Annotated in this window: 11 protein-coding genes; 5 read left to right on the plus strand and 6 right to left on the minus strand. The window is 70.8% G+C overall.

The window, feature by feature from the left end; genetic code table 11:
* Window positions 1-43 precede the first annotated feature (43 nt).
* The 3 genes from ACWC9R_RS14680 to metH form a co-directional block, all read right to left on the minus strand.
* On the minus strand, window positions 44-1,651 hold the full coding sequence (locus ACWC9R_RS14680) for an ABC transporter substrate-binding protein (protein WP_450731652.1): 1,608 nt from the start codon (window positions 1,649-1,651) through the stop codon (window positions 44-46).
* Between the two features lie 362 nt (window positions 1,652-2,013).
* On the minus strand, window positions 2,014-2,727 hold the full coding sequence (locus tag ACWC9R_RS14685; RefSeq protein ID WP_450731653.1) for an HAD family hydrolase: 714 nt from the start codon (window positions 2,725-2,727) through the stop codon (window positions 2,014-2,016).
* Between the two features lie 255 nt (window positions 2,728-2,982).
* Window positions 2,983-6,492: a methionine synthase gene (gene metH, locus ACWC9R_RS14690; RefSeq protein ID WP_450731654.1), complete on the minus strand. Its 3,510-nt coding sequence runs from the start codon at window positions 6,490-6,492 to the stop codon at window positions 2,983-2,985.
* Between the two features lie 261 nt (window positions 6,493-6,753).
* Here metH and ACWC9R_RS14695 point away from each other — a divergent pair, with 261 nt between their 5' ends.
* From ACWC9R_RS14695 to ACWC9R_RS14715, 5 genes are all read left to right on the plus strand, one after another.
* The gene (locus tag ACWC9R_RS14695) at window positions 6,754-7,518 is read left to right on the plus strand and encodes an IclR family transcriptional regulator (RefSeq protein WP_362607966.1); all 765 of its coding nucleotides are present in this window, start codon (window positions 6,754-6,756) and stop codon (window positions 7,516-7,518) included.
* 229 nt (window positions 7,519-7,747) lie between these two features.
* On the plus strand, window positions 7,748-8,536 hold the full coding sequence (locus tag ACWC9R_RS14700; RefSeq protein WP_450731657.1) for an MIP/aquaporin family protein: 789 nt from the start codon (window positions 7,748-7,750) through the stop codon (window positions 8,534-8,536).
* 49 nt (window positions 8,537-8,585) lie between these two features.
* Window positions 8,586-10,127 carry a glycerol kinase GlpK gene (glpK, locus tag ACWC9R_RS14705; protein WP_450731658.1) on the plus strand — a complete coding sequence of 514 codons (1,542 nt, stop codon included), beginning with the start codon at window positions 8,586-8,588 and terminating at the stop codon, window positions 10,125-10,127.
* Window positions 10,128-10,129: 2 nt separating this feature from the next.
* Window positions 10,130-11,734, plus strand: coding sequence for an FAD-dependent oxidoreductase (locus ACWC9R_RS14710; protein WP_450731660.1), 1,605 nt, complete (start codon window positions 10,130-10,132; stop codon window positions 11,732-11,734).
* Window positions 11,735-11,985: 251 nt separating this feature from the next.
* Entirely contained in the window at window positions 11,986-12,657 is a 672-nt protein-coding gene (locus ACWC9R_RS14715; protein WP_450731662.1) for a FadR/GntR family transcriptional regulator, read from the plus strand.
* 30 nt (window positions 12,658-12,687) lie between these two features.
* On the opposite strand, the gene ACWC9R_RS14720 is transcribed toward ACWC9R_RS14715, so the two are convergent.
* From ACWC9R_RS14720 to ACWC9R_RS14730, 3 genes are all read right to left on the minus strand, one after another.
* On the minus strand, window positions 12,688-13,494 hold the full coding sequence (locus ACWC9R_RS14720) for an SDR family oxidoreductase (protein ID WP_450731664.1): 807 nt from the start codon (window positions 13,492-13,494) through the stop codon (window positions 12,688-12,690).
* Between the two features lie 157 nt (window positions 13,495-13,651).
* Entirely contained in the window at window positions 13,652-14,509 is an 858-nt protein-coding gene (locus tag ACWC9R_RS14725) for an amidohydrolase family protein (RefSeq protein WP_450731666.1), read from the minus strand.
* The gene (locus tag ACWC9R_RS14730) at window positions 14,509-15,531 is read right to left on the minus strand and encodes an aldo/keto reductase (protein ID WP_450731667.1); all 1,023 of its coding nucleotides are present in this window, start codon (window positions 15,529-15,531) and stop codon (window positions 14,509-14,511) included. Before ACWC9R_RS14730 ends, ACWC9R_RS14725 begins: the two co-directional genes overlap by 1 nt.
* Window positions 15,532-15,538 lie beyond the last annotated feature (7 nt).

Here is a 15,538-nt window from a genome sequence, read left to right on the forward strand (position 1 = left end):
GCCGCGGCGGTGGTGGTGTGCTGCGGGGGTCGCATCCGCCGGCTCAGTCCGCGACGCCGCGGCTGAGCTCCCAGATCTGCAGCCCCGAGGCGGAGTTGAGGGCCCACTCGAGGCCGGTGATGTCATCACGGGCGGCGACGTACTGCTTGCCCTGCCACAGCGGGATGAGCGGTACGTCGTCGGCGATGATGTCCTGTGCCTGCTTGAAGTCGGCGCCCGCGGCGTTGCGGTCGGACTGCTGGCGGCTGGACGGGATGAGCTGCGACTCGATCTTGCCGTTGCGGTAGGGGGAGCCGAGGAAGTTCTGCTTGCCGATGAACGGCGCGATGTAGTTGTCGGCGTCCGGGATGTCCGGGAACCAGCCCATGTTGTAGACGGAGTACTTGCCGTCCAGGGCGTCGGTGCGGAACTGCTGCCAGCTGTCGACACCCTTGATGCTCACGTCGAAGAGCTTGGTGCGGTTGAGCTGGCCCTGCAGCGCACGGACTTCCTTGCCGGTGCTGGAGCCGTAGTGGTTCGTGGTGTACGTGAGCGTGAACTTCACCGGAGTGGTGATGTTCGCCTGCTGCAGGGTCTTGCGGGCGGCCGCGGCGTTGGGGTTCCCGTACTTGTTGAAGAACGAGTTGATGTGGCCGGTGAGGCCGGTGGGCACCATCGAGAAGAGCGGGACGCCGGTGTAGTCGTAGACGTTCCGCACCAGGTCCGAGCGGTTGACGAGCTGCGCCATCGCGCGCCGCACGGCTTTGTCGGAGACCGCCGGGTCCTTCGTGTTGAAGGCGAGGTAGCGGATCTCCTGGCCCGGCATCTCCTGGAGCGTGATGCCCTTGTCGCGGGCGCCCTGCAGACCCTTGATCTGGTCGGGCGCCAGACCGCGGTTCATCACGTCGATGCTGCCCTTGCGCAGCGCCCGCTCCGTCGTGACGGAGTCGCTGAAGAAGCGCATCTCGACCTTTTCGTTCTTCGCCTTCACCCCGCCCTTGTAGGTGGGGTTCTTGGTGAAGAAGGCCTTGGTGATGCGGTTGTTCTTACGCTCCGTCTTGAGGGTGTACGGGCCGGAGCCGACCACGTCGAACCCGCTGCGGAGGCGGCCCTTGGGGTACACCTCGGGGTCGACGATGGCCGCCGCGGGCGTGGTGAGCTTCTGCGGGAAGGTGGCGTCAGGCTTCTTGAGGTGGAAGACCACCTCGCTGTCGCTGGGCGTCTCGACCTTGTCGACGCCGTCGAGCAACGAGACCGGACCGTTGGTGTTGTTGATGGCCAGCATGCGCTCGATGGAGAACTTGACGTCCTGCGCGGTCAGGGCATGACCGTTCGAGAACTTCAGGCCGTCGCGCAGGGTGCAGCGGTACTGCTCGTTCTGGGTGTCGCGGAACCCGCAGGACTCGGCGGCCTCGGGCACCGGAGCGGTACCGGAGCGGGGCAGCCGCATCAGCGTCTGCAGCGTGCTCCGCATGATGTTCCACGCGTCGACGTCGTAGGCCTGCGACGGGTCGAGCGGCGCGGGGGCCGCCTTCGTCGCCTCGATGGGGGTGGCGACGCCCACCACGATCGGATCGACGCCCTCGCCGGCGCCGTCCGTGCCGCCACAGGCGGCGAGGACGGGGGCGAGGAGACCGGCCAGCGCCGGCAGCACCAGGGTCTTGCGATTCATCGTGGGCAGGTTCCTTATCAGCGCAGAGGTGTTGCTCGCGTCGACATTAGTAGGAACGGCCAGCCGCACTGAGACACAAAGGAGTTGTCTCGATATGGCACCTGGATAACGATGGCAAGCTGATCGATATCCGGACGGCGGAACGATTCACCTGTTGCTCCACCAATCCGGACACTTACCCCCGCGGAAAGCACCTCGGAGGCCCCCTGGAGCACCCGTGGGGCCCGCTGTCGACGGCCCGGCACGTGAGAAACGTCACGCGTTCAAGGGTCCATGGCGAAGCAACAATTCAGTCACTGTATTCGTCACGGAAAATGAGCGGGCCGCTCCCCTCGGTTCCCGGCGCCTTTCCCGGAGCACGCTCAGTGCACGGTGCCCCGGCTTTCCGTGATGAGCGTCCGGAGAAATGGCAGATCGACTTCTTCCAGCGAACGGACGACCGTGCGCCCCAGCGCCGGCGGGATCGGCGTCACCGAGGGCACCGCGACGACCGGGCAGCCCGCCGCCTCGCCCGCCGTCACCCCGGTCAGGGTGTCCTCGATGACCGCACAGCACTCCGGGTCCACCCCGAGCCGTGCGGCGGCCGTCAGATACGGGTCGGGGTGCGGCTTGGTGCGCTCCAGGTCGTCGCCCGCCAGGGTCAGCCGGAAGTTCTCCGGGCCGAGTGAGTGCAGCATCTGGTCGACGACGGCGCGGTGCGAGGCGGAGACCAGCGCGGCGGGCACGCCGTGGGCGGCCAGTTCGGCCAGCAGCCGGCGGGCGCCGGGCATCAGTGGGACACCACGTCCGACACGGGCCAGGAAGGCGGCGTTGAGCAGCACGCTCAGCTCGGTCAGGCTGATGTCGACTCCGGTGACCTGAATCAGATAGCCGGCGCTGCGGGACATCGGGCCGCCCACCACGACCTCGCGGTGCGCGTCGTCGAGGATGTGCCCGAGTTCGGCGAAGACCTCCGCCTCCGCCTCCCACCAGAAGCCCTCGGTGTCGACGAGGGTGCCGTCCAGATCGAGGAACACGGCCTGGAGGGTCGCGGCTTCGGCCGTGCGGGTGCCGACTGCGGGGATGCTGCTGGTCATCCATCCACCTCCGTTACGACGCCCCCGAAGGGACGAAAGGGCCGGTCGCCATCCCCGGCTGGGGATACGACCGGCCGCCACCGGACCGATAAGTGTACGACGGTATGCGCCGGAATGCGCGGCGCCACAGGTCAGGGCCGTCCGGGGCCTGTCCCGGGACGGCCCTGGCGCGTGCTCACACGGAGCGACCGCGGATGACCACAGGGTGCGTCCGTGAGGGGACGCACCCCGTGGGCTCCGGCGGGCGTCCGCCCGCTACCGGGCGTTGAAGTACTTGGCTTCCGGGTGGTGGATGACGATGGCGTCGGTGGACTGCTCGGGGTGGAGCTGGAACTCCTCGGACAGCTCGACCCCGATCCGCTCCGGCTGGAGCAGGTCGGCGATCTTGGCGCGGTCCTCCAGGTCGGGGCAGGCGCCGTAGCCCAGCGAGAAGCGCGCGCCGCGGTACTTGAGCGCGAACATGTCCTCGACGTCGGCGGGGTCCTCCCCGGCGAAGCCCAGCTCGGCGCGGACCCGGGCGTGCCAGTACTCGGCCAGCGCCTCGGCCAACTGGACGGACAGGCCGTGCAGTTCGAGGTAGTCGCGGTAGGAGTTGGCCTCGAAGAGCTCGGCGGTGGCGCCGCCGATCTTCGAGCCGACGGTGACGACCTGGAGGCCGACGACGTCGGTCTCGCCGGACTCCTCCGGGCGGAAGTAGTCGGCCAGGCACAGCCGGCGGCCGCGGCGCTGGCGGGGGAAGGTGAAGCGGGTGCGCTCGGTGCCGTCCTCGTGCAGCAGGATCAGGTCGTCGCCCTTGGAGACGCAGGGGAAGTAACCGTGCACGACGGCGGCTTCGAGCAGGTTCTCGGTCTGGAGCTTGTCGAGCCAGCCGCGCAGGCGGGGGCGGCCCTCGGTCTCCACCAGCTCCTCGTACGTCGGCCCCTCGCCGGTGCGGGCCTGCTTGAGGCCCCACTGGCCCTTGAACAGCGCGCCCTCGTCCAGCCAGGAGGCGTAGTCGGCGAGGTGGATGCCCTTGACGACCCGGGTGCCCCAGAACGGCGGCGCCGGGACGGGGTTGTCGACGGCCACGTCGGAGCGCACCGCGCCCTCGGGCTCCTCGGTCTCCGGCAGGGCGGTGTCCCGCTTGGGCACCCGGCGCTGCTTGAGTTCGGGGAGGGTCGCGCCGGGCACCCCGCGCTTGACGGCGATCAGGGCGTCCATCAGGCGCAGGCCCTCGAAGGCGTCGCGGGCGTAGCGGACCTCGCCCTCGTAGATCTCGTGCAGGTCCTGCTCGACGTAGGCGCGGGTGAGGGCGGCGCCGCCCAGGATGACGGGGAAGTCGGCCGCCATCTTGCGCTGGTTGAGCTCCTCCAGGTTCTCCTTCATGATCACCGTGGACTTGACCAGGAGTCCGGACATCCCGATGACGTCGGCCTTGTGCTCCTCGGCGGCCTCCAGGATCGCCGAAACCGGCTGCTTGATGCCGAGGTTGACGACGTTGTAGCCGTTGTTGGACAGGATGATGTCGACGAGGTTCTTGCCGATGTCATGGACGTCGCCGCGGACGGTGGCCAGCACGATGGTGCCCTTGCCCTCGTCGTCGGACTTCTCCATGTGCGGCTCCAGGTAGGCCACCGCGCCCTTCATGACCTCGGCGGACTGGAGCACGAACGGCAGCTGCATCTGGCCGGAGCCGAACAGCTCACCGACGACCTTCATGCCCTCCAGGAGGGTCTCGTTGACGATGGCGAGCGCGGGGCGTTCCTGGAGCGCCTCGTCGAGGTCGGCCTCCAGGCCGTTCTTCTCCCCGTCGATGATGCGGCGCTGGAGACGCTCGTCCAGCGGCAGCGCGGCCAGTTCCTCGGCCTTGCCGGCCTTCAGCGACTTGGCGGTGGCGCCCTCGAACAGCTCCATCAGCTTCTGCAGCGGGTCATAGCCCTCGCTGCGGCGGTCGTAGACCAGGTCGAGGGCGGTCTTGACCTGCTCCTCCTCCAGGCGTGCGATCGGCAGGATCTTGCTCGCGTGCACGATCGCGGAGTCCAGGCCGGCCTTGACGCACTCGTCCAGGAACACGGAGTTCAGCACGATCCGCGCGGCCGGGTTCAGACCGAAGGAGATGTTCGACAGGCCCAGGGTCGTCTGGACGTCCGGGTGACGCTTCTTCAGCTCCCGGATCGCCTCGATGGTGGCGATGCCGTCCTTGCGGGACTCCTCCTGGCCGGTGCAGATCGTGAAGGTCAGACAGTCGATGAGGATGTCGCACTCATGGATGCCCCAGTTGCCGGTCAGGTCCTCGATCAGCCGCTCGGCGATGGCGACCTTGTGCTCGACGGTCCGGGCCTGGCCCTCCTCGTCGATGGTCAGCGCGATCAGCGCCGCACCGTGCTCCGCAGCCAGCGCCGTGACCTGCGCGAACCGCGACTCGGGCCCGTCGCCGTCCTCGTAGTTGACGGAGTTGATGACCGCGCGGCCGCCGAGCTTCTCCAGGCCGGCCTGGATGACGTTCAGCTCCGTGGAGTCCAGCACCACGGGCAGGGTGGAGGCGGTGGCGAACCGGCCGGCCAGCTCCTCCATGTCGGCGACGCCGTCCCGGCCGACGTAGTCGACGCACAGGTCGAGCATGTGGGCGCCCTCGCGGATCTGGTCGCGGGCCATCTCCACACAGTCGTCCCAGCGCCCCTCCAGCATCGCCTCACGGAACTTCTTCGAGCCGTTGGCGTTGGTCCGCTCGCCGATCGCGAGGTAGGAGGTGTCCTGGCGGAAGGGCACCGTCTGGTAGAGCGAGGCGGCGCCCGGCTCGGGGCGCGGCCGGCGCGGCGTCGGGGCGAGCCCGCGGACCCGCTCGACGACCTGGCGCAGATGCTCGGGGGTGGTACCGCAGCAGCCGCCGACCAGCGACAGGCCGTACTCACCGACGAAGGTCTCCTGGGCGTCGGCCAGCTCGGTGGCGGTCAGCGGGTAGTGCGCGCCGTCCTTGCCCAGCACCGGCAGGCCCGCGTTGGGCATGCAGGCGATCGGGACACGGGAGTGGCGGGCCAGGTAGCGCAGATGCTCGCTCATCTCGGCCGGGCCGGTGGCGCAGTTCAGGCCGATCATGTCGATGCCCAGCGGCTCCAGCGCCGTCAGCGCCGCGCCGATCTCCGAGCCCAGCAGCATCGTGCCGGTCGTCTCGACGGTGACCGAGCAGATCACCGGCAGATCGGCCCCCGTCACCTTCAGCGCGCGGCGGGCGCCGAGGATGGCGGCCTTGGTCTGCAGCAGGTCCTGGGTGGTCTCCACCAGGAGCGCGTCCGCACCGCCGGCGATCATGCCCTCGGCGTTCTGCTGGTAGGCGTCGCGCAGGGTGACGTACGGGGCGTGGCCCAGCGTCGGAAGCTTGGTGCCCGGGCCCATCGAGCCGAGCACATAGCGCTGCTGCCCGGTCGAGGCGGTGAACTCGTCGGCGACCTCGCGGGCGATGCGGGCGCCGGACTCCGACAGCTCGAAGACCCGCTCGGGGATGTCGTACTCCGCCAGCGCGGCGAAGTTCGCGCCGAAGGTGTTGGTCTCCACGCAGTCGACGCCGACCTCGAAGTACTCCGCGTGCACCGACCGCACGATGTCGGGCCGGGTGACGTTGAGGATCTCGTTGCAGCCCTCCAGCTGCTGGAAGTCCTCCATGGACGGATCTTGCGCCTGCAGCATGGTGCCCATCGCTCCGTCGGCGACCACGACCCGCGAGGCCATGGCCTCCCGGAGTGAGGTGGCGCGGGACGTGCTGTGGGACGTGGGCGTATTCGAGGCCATGGAGATGCTCCCGTGGTTGCGACGGCTGTCGGCTTTGCACCCTCCTTCAGAGGGCGCACCCGGCCAGCGTAGCTGCCGGTCCGGTACACGTGTTCCCCGTTTCACGCCGTGGACAGCACCGCACCACCCCCCTGCCTGCACGGCCCATGATCGTTGGCAGACTCCGGTGCGTTTATCAAGTGTCGCCAGATCGCTGACGAGAGTCGGCATGGGCCGATATCGTTCAGCATTGTCGAACCGCATACTTCCGGAGGTTGCCCGATGGCACGCACCATCCAGTCGCTGGAGCGCGCCGCAGCGATGCTGCGGCTGCTCGCAGGAGGGGAACGGCGGCTGGGGCTCTCCGACATCTCCTCCTCGCTGGGACTGGCCAAGGGCACCGCCCACGGCATCCTGCGCACGCTGCAGCAGGAGGGCTTCGTCGAGCAGGACAGCGCCTCCGGCCGCTACCAGCTGGGCGCGGAGCTGCTGCGGCTGGGCAACAGCTACCTGGACGTGCACGAGCTGCGCGCCCGCGCCCTCGTATGGACCGACGACCTGGCCCGCTCCAGCGGGGAGGCGGTCTATCTGGGCGTGCTGCACCAGCAGGGCGTGCTGATCGTCCACCACGTCTTCCGGCCGGACGACAGCCGGCAGGTGCTGGAGGTGGGCGCGATGCAGCCGCTGCACAGCACGGCGCTGGGCAAGGTGCTCTCGGCGTACGACCCGGTGGCGCACAGCGAGGTCGTCGAGGCGGAGCGGGAGGCGTTCACCCCGCGCACGGTGACCGGGCTGGGGGAGATCGAGGGGCTGCTGGACCTGACCCGGGCGCGCGGCTGGTCGGCGGACGTGGAGGAGACCTGGGAGGGGGTGGCCTCGGTGGCCGCGCCGATCCACGACCGGCGGCGGATGCCGGTGGGTGCGGTGGGGGTCACGGGCGCGGTGGAGCGGGTCTGCCAGGAGGGCGAGCTGCGGCCGGAAATCATCGCCGCTGTGAGGGATTGCGCACGGGCGGTGTCCCGTGATCTTGGCGCAGGGCGATTCTGACCGGATTCACCCCATAAGTTCACCTAAGTTTTTCGCCACGGAACCCTTGACGGGGTTCTACCGGTGAACAAAACTGCCGTTCGTCGGTCGGCATTGTCGAACACCTAACGGCAATATTCGCTATGGTGGGGCATTGCCGCGGGCCGACCACCGCCCTCTAGGAGGGCGCGGACCACCGGACGGGACCCGGGGTCCGCCTTCCCCTGGACGAAGGACAAAGGAGTCGCGGGTGTCCAGCTCCGACATCTTCATCAGCGAGACCATCGGTACCGCTGTTCTGATCTTGCTCGGCGGTGGCGTCTGCGCCGCCGTCACATTCAAGCGCTCCAAGGCGTTCAACGCCGGATGGGTCGCCATCGCCTTCGGGTGGGGCTTCGCCGTCCTCACGGGTGCCTACATCGCCGCGAAGTCCGGCGCACACCTCAACCCCGCGGTCACCATCGGCGTCGCCATCAAGGGCGGCATCGAGTGGAACCAGGTGCCGGTCTACTTCGCCGGCGAGATGCTCGGCGCCATGATCGGCGCGGTGCTCGTGTGGGTCACCTACCTCGGGCAGTTCCAGGCCCATCTGAGTGACCCCGAGGTCCTGGCCGACCACACCGGCGAGGAGGGCATGGTCGACCAGTCGGCCGCGCCGAAGGCGGGACCGGTCCTCGGCATCTTCTCCACCGGTCCGGAGATCCGGAACGTGGCGCAGAACCTGCTCACCGAGATCATCGCCACCGTCGTGCTGGTGCTGTCGATCCTCACGCTCGGACTGAGCGACAACGGAAAGGGCGTCGGCGTCATCGGCACCCTGCTGGTCGCGCTGGTCGTCACCGGTATCGGTCTGTCGCTGGGCGGTCCGACCGGGTACGCCATCAACCCGGTCCGCGACCTCGGTCCGCGCCTCGTGCACGCGATGCTGCCGCTGCGGAACAAGGGCGGTTCAGACTGGGGCTACGCCTGGATTCCGGTCGTCGGCCCGCTCATCGGCGGAGCCCTCGCCGGAGGCATCTACCAGGTGGCGTTCGCCTGAGCCGCCGGTCCGCCCGACTCCGCCCGCACAGACTTCTTGGAGCAAACCCATGAGCGACACCCCCAGCACCTCCTCGCACGGCAACGGCCCGTTCATCGCGGCCATCGACCAGGGCACCACGTCCAGCCGCTGCATCGTCTTCGACAAGGACGGCCGGATCGTCTCGGTCGACCAGAAGGAGCACGAGCAGATCTTCCCGAAGCCGGGCTGGGTGGAGCACGACGCCACCGAGATCTGGAACAACGTCCAGCAGGTCGTCGACAGCGCCGTCCACAAGGCCGGGCTCACCTCCGCCGACGTCAAGGCGATCGGTATCACCAACCAGCGTGAGACCACCGTCCTGTGGGACCGCGTCACCGGTGAGCCGGTCCACAACGCCATCGTCTGGCAGGACACCCGCACCGACGCGCTCTGCAAGGAGCTCGGCCGCAACGTCGGCCAGGACCGCTTCCGCCGCGAGACCGGCCTGCCCCTGGCCTCGTACTTCGCGGGCCCGAAGATCCGCTGGCTGCTCGACAACGTCGAGGGCCTGCGGGAGCGCGCCGAGCGCGGCGACATCCTCTTCGGCACCATGGACTCCTGGGTCATCTGGAACCTGACCGGCGGTGTCGACGGCGGCGTGCACGTCACCGACGTCACCAACGCCTCGCGCACCATGCTGATGAACCTCCACCGCCTGGAGTGGGACCCGAAGATCCTCACGTCGATGGAGATCCCGGCCGCCGTGCTGCCGGAGATCAAGTCGTCCGCCGAGGTCTACGGCCACGCCACCGGCGGTGTGCTGGCCGGTGTGCCGGTCGCCTCGGCGCTCGGTGACCAGCAGGCCGCGCTGTTCGGGCAGACCTGCTTCGAGCAGGGCGAGGCCAAGTCCACGTACGGCACCGGCACCTTCATGCTGATGAACACCGGCCACGAGCCGGTGAACTCCTACAACGGGCTGCTGACCACGGTCGGCTACCGCATCGGCGACCAGCAGCCGGTCTACGCCCTGGAAGGCTCCATCGCCGTCACCGGCTCGCTCGTCCAGTGGATGCGCGACCAGATGGGGCTCATCAACAGCGCGGCCGAGATCGAGACCCTGGCCAGCACGGTCGAGGACAACGGCGGCGCGTACTTCGTGCCGGCCTTCTCCGGCCTGTTCGCCCCCTACTGGCGCTCGGACGCGCGCGGTGTCATCGCGGGCCTGACCCGCTACGTCACCAAGGCGCACATCGCCCGCGCCGTACTTGAGGCCACCGCCTGGCAGACCCGCGAGATCACCGACGCCATGACCAAGGACTCCGGCGTCGAGCTGACCGCGCTCAAGGTCGACGGCGGTATGACCTCCAACAACCTGCTGATGCAGACCATCTCGGACTTCCTGGACGCCCCCGTGGTGCGCCCGATGGTCGCCGAGACCACCTGCCTCGGCGCTGCCTACGCGGCCGGACTGGCCGTCGGCTTCTGGTCCAGCACCGACGAGCTGCGCGCCAACTGGCGCCGGGCCGCCGAATGGACCCCCCGGATGGATGCGGCCACCCGTGACCGCGAGTACAAGAGCTGGCTCAAGGCCGTCGAGCGGACCATGGGCTGGATCGAGGACGAGGAGTAAACATGAGCACCCTGCAGAGCGTCCCGGCACTCGGGACGCACCCGGCCAGTGGTTCGCACGCGAGCCGCGCCGAGACTCGGGAGCAGCTTTCCAAGGCGACGTACGACCTCCTGGTGATCGGCGGCGGCATCCTGGGCATCTCCACCGCCTGGCACGCCGCCCAGGCCGGACTGCGGGTTGCCCTGGTGGACGCCGGTGACTTCGCCGGCGCCACCTCCTCCGCCTCCTCCAAGCTGCTCCACGGCGGTCTGCGCTACCTGCAGACCGGCGCGGTCAAGCTGGTGGCGGAGAACCACTTCGAGCGGCGTGCGGTGTCCCGCCAGGTCGCACCGCACCTCGCCAACCCCCTGACCTTCTACCTGCCCGTCTACAAGGGCGGCCCGCACGGCGCGGCCAAGCTGGGCGCGGGCGTCTTCGCCTACTCGGCGCTGTCCGCGTTCGGCGACGGCGTCGGCCATGTCATATCCCCGGCCAAGGCGCAGCGCGACGTGCCGGAGCTGCGGACGGACAACCTCAAGGCCGTCGCCGTGTACGGCGACGACCAGATGAACGACTCCCGGATGGCCCTGATGACCGTCCGTGCGGCGGCCGCGGCCGGCGCCACGGTCCTCAACCACGCCGAGGTCACCGGGCTGCGCTTCACCCAGGGCCGGGTCACCGGTGCGGAGCTCAAGGACCGCGTGGAGGGCGAGGAGTTCGGCGTCAACGCCCGCCTGGTGCTGAACGCCACCGGCCCGTGGGTGGACCACCTGCGCAAGATGGAGGACGCGAACGCGGCCCCGTCCATCCGGCTGTCGAAGGGCGCCCACCTGGTCCTCAAGCGGACCGCGCCCTGGAAGGCCGCGCTGGCCACCCCGATCGACAAGTACCGCATCACCTTCGCCCTCCCCTGGGAGGACATGCTGCTGCTGGGCACCACGGACGAGGAGTTCGAGGGCGACCCGGCGGATGTCTCGGTCACCGAGAAGGACACCGCCCAGATCCTGGACGAGGCGGCCTTCTCCGTCCGCGACCAGCAGCTGTCGCGCGATCTGATCACCTACTCCTTCGCGGGTCTGCGGGTGCTGCCCGGCGGCCCCGGCGACACCTCCAAGGCCAAGCGCGAGACGGTCGTGACCGAGGGCAGCGGCGGCATGCTGTCGGTCGCCGGCGGCAAGTGGACGACCTTCCGGCACATCGGCCGCACGGTCATGAACAAGCTCGCCGCGCTGCCCGGCCACCCGCTGGCCGAGGACATGGAGCCGATCGCGCAGCTGCCCAAGAAGCTCCCGCTGCCCGGTATCGCCAACCCGAACGCGGTCGCGCACCGGCTGCTCGTCGACGGCGGTACGCCCGGTCCCCGGATGGCCCCGGAGACCGCGCGGCACCTCGCCACCCACTACGGCTCGCTGTCCTTCGACATCGCCCGGCTGGCGAACGAGAACCCGGCGCTGGCCGAGCGCATCCACCCGGACGCGCCGGAGATCTGGGCGCAGGTCGCCTACGCCCGCGACCACGAGTGGGCCGAGACGGTCGACGACGTGCTGCGCCGCCGGACCACCCTGACGATCCGGGGCCTCGACACGGAGGACGTCCGGGCCGGGGTCAAGGACATGCTGGCGGGCTGACGCCGGCGGGCCGTGCGAGGCACGGCCACGGCACCGCACGGCGTGTGTGGTGAGTGACGATGGGGCGGTCCACGGGGCCGCCCCATCGCCGTTCCGGGGGCGTGCGCGCACCGCGCCGTGGTCCGGCTTCGCCGCCACGGAGGAGGACCGGTCCGCGTACGGGAGCGGCTGGGGCGGAGTGACCGGTCATAATGAGCCCAGACATCGGACGTCTGTGGCGGAATCCGGGCGGGTGCGGCGGGGAGGTCGGCATGGCGGTCACCGACGAGGCCATCGAGAAGATCAAAGGCATGATCGTCTCCGGGGCGCTGCGCCCGGGAGACCGGCTGCCGAAGGAGAGCGAGCTGGCGGCCGAGCTGGGGCTGTCCCGCAACTCCCTGCGTGAGGCGGTGCGCGCGCTGTCCCTCATCCGCATCCTGGACGTGCGCCAGGGCGACGGCACCTACGTCACCAGCCTCGATCCGCAACTCCTGCTGGAGGCCATGAGTTTCGTGGTGGACTTCCACCGCGACGACACGGTGCTGGAGTTCCTCGCCGTCCGCCGGATACTGGAGCCGGCCGCCACGGCGATGGCGGCCGGACGGATCGGACCGGCGGAACTGGACGCCCTGGAGGACCGGTTGGACGCGCTGGGACCGAGCCCCTCGGTCGAGGAGCTGGTCGCCTGCGATCTGGACTTCCACCGCAGGATCGTCGCGGCGTCCGGCAACTCCGTGCTCTGCTCGCTGCTGGACGGACTGTCCGGACCGACCACCCGGGCCAGGGTCTGGCGGGGTCTGACGCAGAAGGACGCGGTGAGCCGCACCCTCACCGAGCACCGGGCGATCCTCGGCGCGCTGCGCGACCGGGACGCGGAGGCGGCGCGGGCCTGGGCGACCGTGCACATCGCGAGCGTGGAGCAGTGGCTGCGCGCCTCGCTGTGAGGCCGGCCGGCGCCCGCCGCCGCGGCCGGGTCAGGCCGCGAAACCGCCGTCCACCGCGATCGAGGCGCCCGTGATGTACCGCCCGCCGTCGCCCGCCAGATGGGCCACGGTCGCCGCCACGTCCGAGGCCCGGCCGTACGCCCCCAGCGCGGTGAGCCCGGCCTGCATCGCCGCGCTCTCGCCGTCGGCGGGGTTCATGTCGGTGTCGATGGGGCCCGGGTGCACGAGGTTGGCGGTGATGCCGCGCGGCCCCAGCTCCCTGGCCAGGGTCTTGGTCAGGCCGGTGAGCGCGGCCTTGCTGGTGGCGTAGAGGGTGCCGCCGGGGAAGGCGACCCGCTCGGCCATGCAGCTGCCGATGGACAGTATCCGCCCGCCCTCGGCCAGATGCGCCGCGGCGGCCTGCGCCGCCAGGAACGGCGCCCGGATGTTGGTCCACAGCACCCGGTCGACCTCGTCGAGGGAGAGGCTCTCGAACGGTCCCAGCACCCCGATGCCCGCGTTGTTCACCAGGATGTCCAGCCGCCCGAACCGGTCGGCGGTGCCGGCCACCGAGGACCGCACCTCCTGCGCGTCACCGCTGTCGGCCCGTACCGCCCAGGCCTGCCCGCCGGCCCACTCGATCTCCCCGACGACCTGCCCGGCCCGGTCCCGCCCGGTCCGGTAGGTCAGGGCCACCGCCGCGCCGTCGGCGGCCAGCCGCAGCGCGATCGCCCGGCCGATCCCCCGGCTGCCGCCGGTCACCAGCGCCACCTTCCCGGCGAGCGGCCGGGGCCCGTCCCCCGCCGCCGCCGTCCCGACCGCCGTCGTCCCGGCCGCCGTCAGCACTGTCGCCGTCATCGTCGTCACCCTCGTCCTCGGTCGTCCGTGGTCGGCGCAGCCGTACGGAATCCACGGATTCCGGGGCCGGCGGCGCCGTGCCGCGGAGCGTGTTCCGCGGCACGACTCGATCCTCCGGCGTGGCGGGGCCGAGGGCTGGCGGAATCCGGACGTCATGTCAGCGGCCCGTGGACTCCGGTTCCGCGGGCGCGCCGACGCCGTAGACCCGCCCGGCCGTTCCCCCGAAGACGTCCGCCCGTTCCGCGTCGGTGAGTTGACCCGTGGCCGCCTCGGCGAGCGCCACCACGTCCTCGTAGCCGGCGGCCAGGGTGCACACCGGCCAGTCGGAGCCGAACATCACCCGGCCGGGCCCGAAGGCGTCCAGGACGTGCCGGGCGTAGGGCAGGATCTGCTGCGGCCGCCAGGCGTCCCGGTCGGCCTCGGTGACCAGCCCGGACAGCTTGCAGCTGACGTTGGGCAGCGCGGCGAGGGCGGTGACGGCGTCCGCCCACGGCTGCCACTCCCCCGTGACCACCGGCGGTTTGCCGGCGTGGTCCAGCACGAACGGCAGCTGGGGCAGGGCGCGTACCGCGGCGTGCGCGGCGGGCAGTTCGCGCGGGGTGACCAGCAGGTCGTAGACCAGTCCGGCGTCGGCCAGGACGGCCAGGCCGCGCAGCACGTCCGGGCGGGTGAGCCAGTCCGGGTCCGGCTCGTCCTGCACCTGGTGGCGGATGCCGACCAGCCCGGCGGGCAGCGCCGCGAGGACCTCGGCGAGCGCCGGGTCGCACAGGTCGGCCCAGCCGATGACGCCGGTGACCGGTCCCTCGCCCGCCGCGAGGGTGAGGAGTTCGGCGGTCTCCTCGTACGAGGACGACGACTGGACGAGGAGCGTGCCGTCGACGCCGTGCGCGGTCAGATGCGGGGCGAGGTCGGCCAGCGCGTAGCTGCGGCGGATCGGATCGGCCCAGGGCCCGTCCATCCAGGGCTGCTCGCGCCGGCTGAGGTCCCACAGGTGGTGATGGGCGTCGATTCGCATCAGGGGCGCGCTCCGGGATCGGGCTCGTTCAGGGGCAGCGGCAGATCGGGGTCGAGCAGACCGCGGGCGACGAGCGTATGCCAGAGCGCGTCCGGGATGTCGTGGGTGAACAGCCGGGCGTTCTCGGCCATTTCCTCCGGTGCGGCGGCGCCGACGACGGCCGCGGCGACGGCCCGGTGCCCGAACGGGAAGCGGAGCGCCGCCGCTTTGAGCGGCACCGCGAACTCGGCGCAGACGGCGGCGAGATGACGCGCCCGGTCGAGCAGCGCGGCGGGGGCCGGTACGTAGTCGTAGGGCGCGCCGGGTGACGGGTCGGCCAGCAGGCCGGAGTTGTAGACGCCGCCGACGACCACCGAGGTGCCGCGGCGGGCGCAGACCGGCAGCAGATCGTCGACGGCGGTGCGCTCCAGCAGCGTCCAGCGGCCCGCGCAGAGCACCACGTCCACGTCGAGGCCGGCGACCAGACGGGCCAGCGGACCGCTGTGGTTCATCCCGAAGCCGATGGCCCGTACCACGCCCTGCGCACGCAGCTCGGCCAGGGCCGGGAAGCCGGTCTCGTACACCTCGCGCAGCCGGCCCTCGACGTCGTGCAGCAGGACGATGTCGACGGCGTCCACCCCGAGCCGGGTCAGGGAGCCTTCGAGCGTGGCGCGGATGCCGTCGCGGGAGAGGTCCCGTACGCGGGCCCGCGGCGGGGTGTCCACGAAGCCCTCGCCGGCCTCCCGCTCCCCCGGGGCGAGCGGCCGCAGCCGGCGGCCGACCTTGGTGCAGAGGGTGTAGCCGGCGCGGTCGTGGCCCCGCAGCGCCCGGCCGAGGCGCTCCTCGGACAGGCCGACGCCGTAGTGGGGCGCGGTGTCGAAGTAGTGGGCGCCGGTGGCGAGGGCGGTACGGACCACCGCGCGGGCCCGCTCCTCCGGCAGGGCGCGGTAGAGGTTGCCGAGCGGCGCACAGCCCAGCCCCAGGGGCGGGACGGTGACGGCGGTGTGCCCCAACTCCCTTGACCCGTACGGGGGATAGCGCATGGGGGGC

It is taken from the genome of Streptomyces sp. NPDC001219 (genome assembly GCF_053597915.1).

Coding starts and splice junctions, on each gene's coding strand:
- ACWC9R_RS14730 (WP_450731667.1), bottom strand. CDS start 15,531: ATGCGCTATCCCCCGTACGGGTCAAGGGAGTTGGGGCACACCGCCGTC.
- ACWC9R_RS14720 (WP_450731664.1), bottom strand. CDS start 13,494: ATGACGGCGACAGTGCTGACGGCGGCCGGGACGACGGCGGTCGGGACG.
- ACWC9R_RS14710 (WP_450731660.1), top strand. CDS start 10,130: ATGAGCACCCTGCAGAGCGTCCCGGCACTCGGGACGCACCCGGCCAGT.
- ACWC9R_RS14725 (WP_450731666.1), bottom strand. CDS start 14,509: ATGCGAATCGACGCCCATCACCACCTGTGGGACCTCAGCCGGCGCGAG.
- metH (WP_450731654.1), bottom strand. CDS start 6,492: ATGGCCTCGAATACGCCCACGTCCCACAGCACGTCCCGCGCCACCTCA.
- ACWC9R_RS14695 (WP_362607966.1), top strand. CDS start 6,754: ATGGCACGCACCATCCAGTCGCTGGAGCGCGCCGCAGCGATGCTGCGG.
- glpK (WP_450731658.1), top strand. CDS start 8,586: ATGAGCGACACCCCCAGCACCTCCTCGCACGGCAACGGCCCGTTCATC.
- ACWC9R_RS14680 (WP_450731652.1), bottom strand. CDS start 1,651: ATGAATCGCAAGACCCTGGTGCTGCCGGCGCTGGCCGGTCTCCTCGCC.
- ACWC9R_RS14685 (WP_450731653.1), bottom strand. CDS start 2,727: ATGACCAGCAGCATCCCCGCAGTCGGCACCCGCACGGCCGAAGCCGCG.
- ACWC9R_RS14715 (WP_450731662.1), top strand. CDS start 11,986: ATGGCGGTCACCGACGAGGCCATCGAGAAGATCAAAGGCATGATCGTC.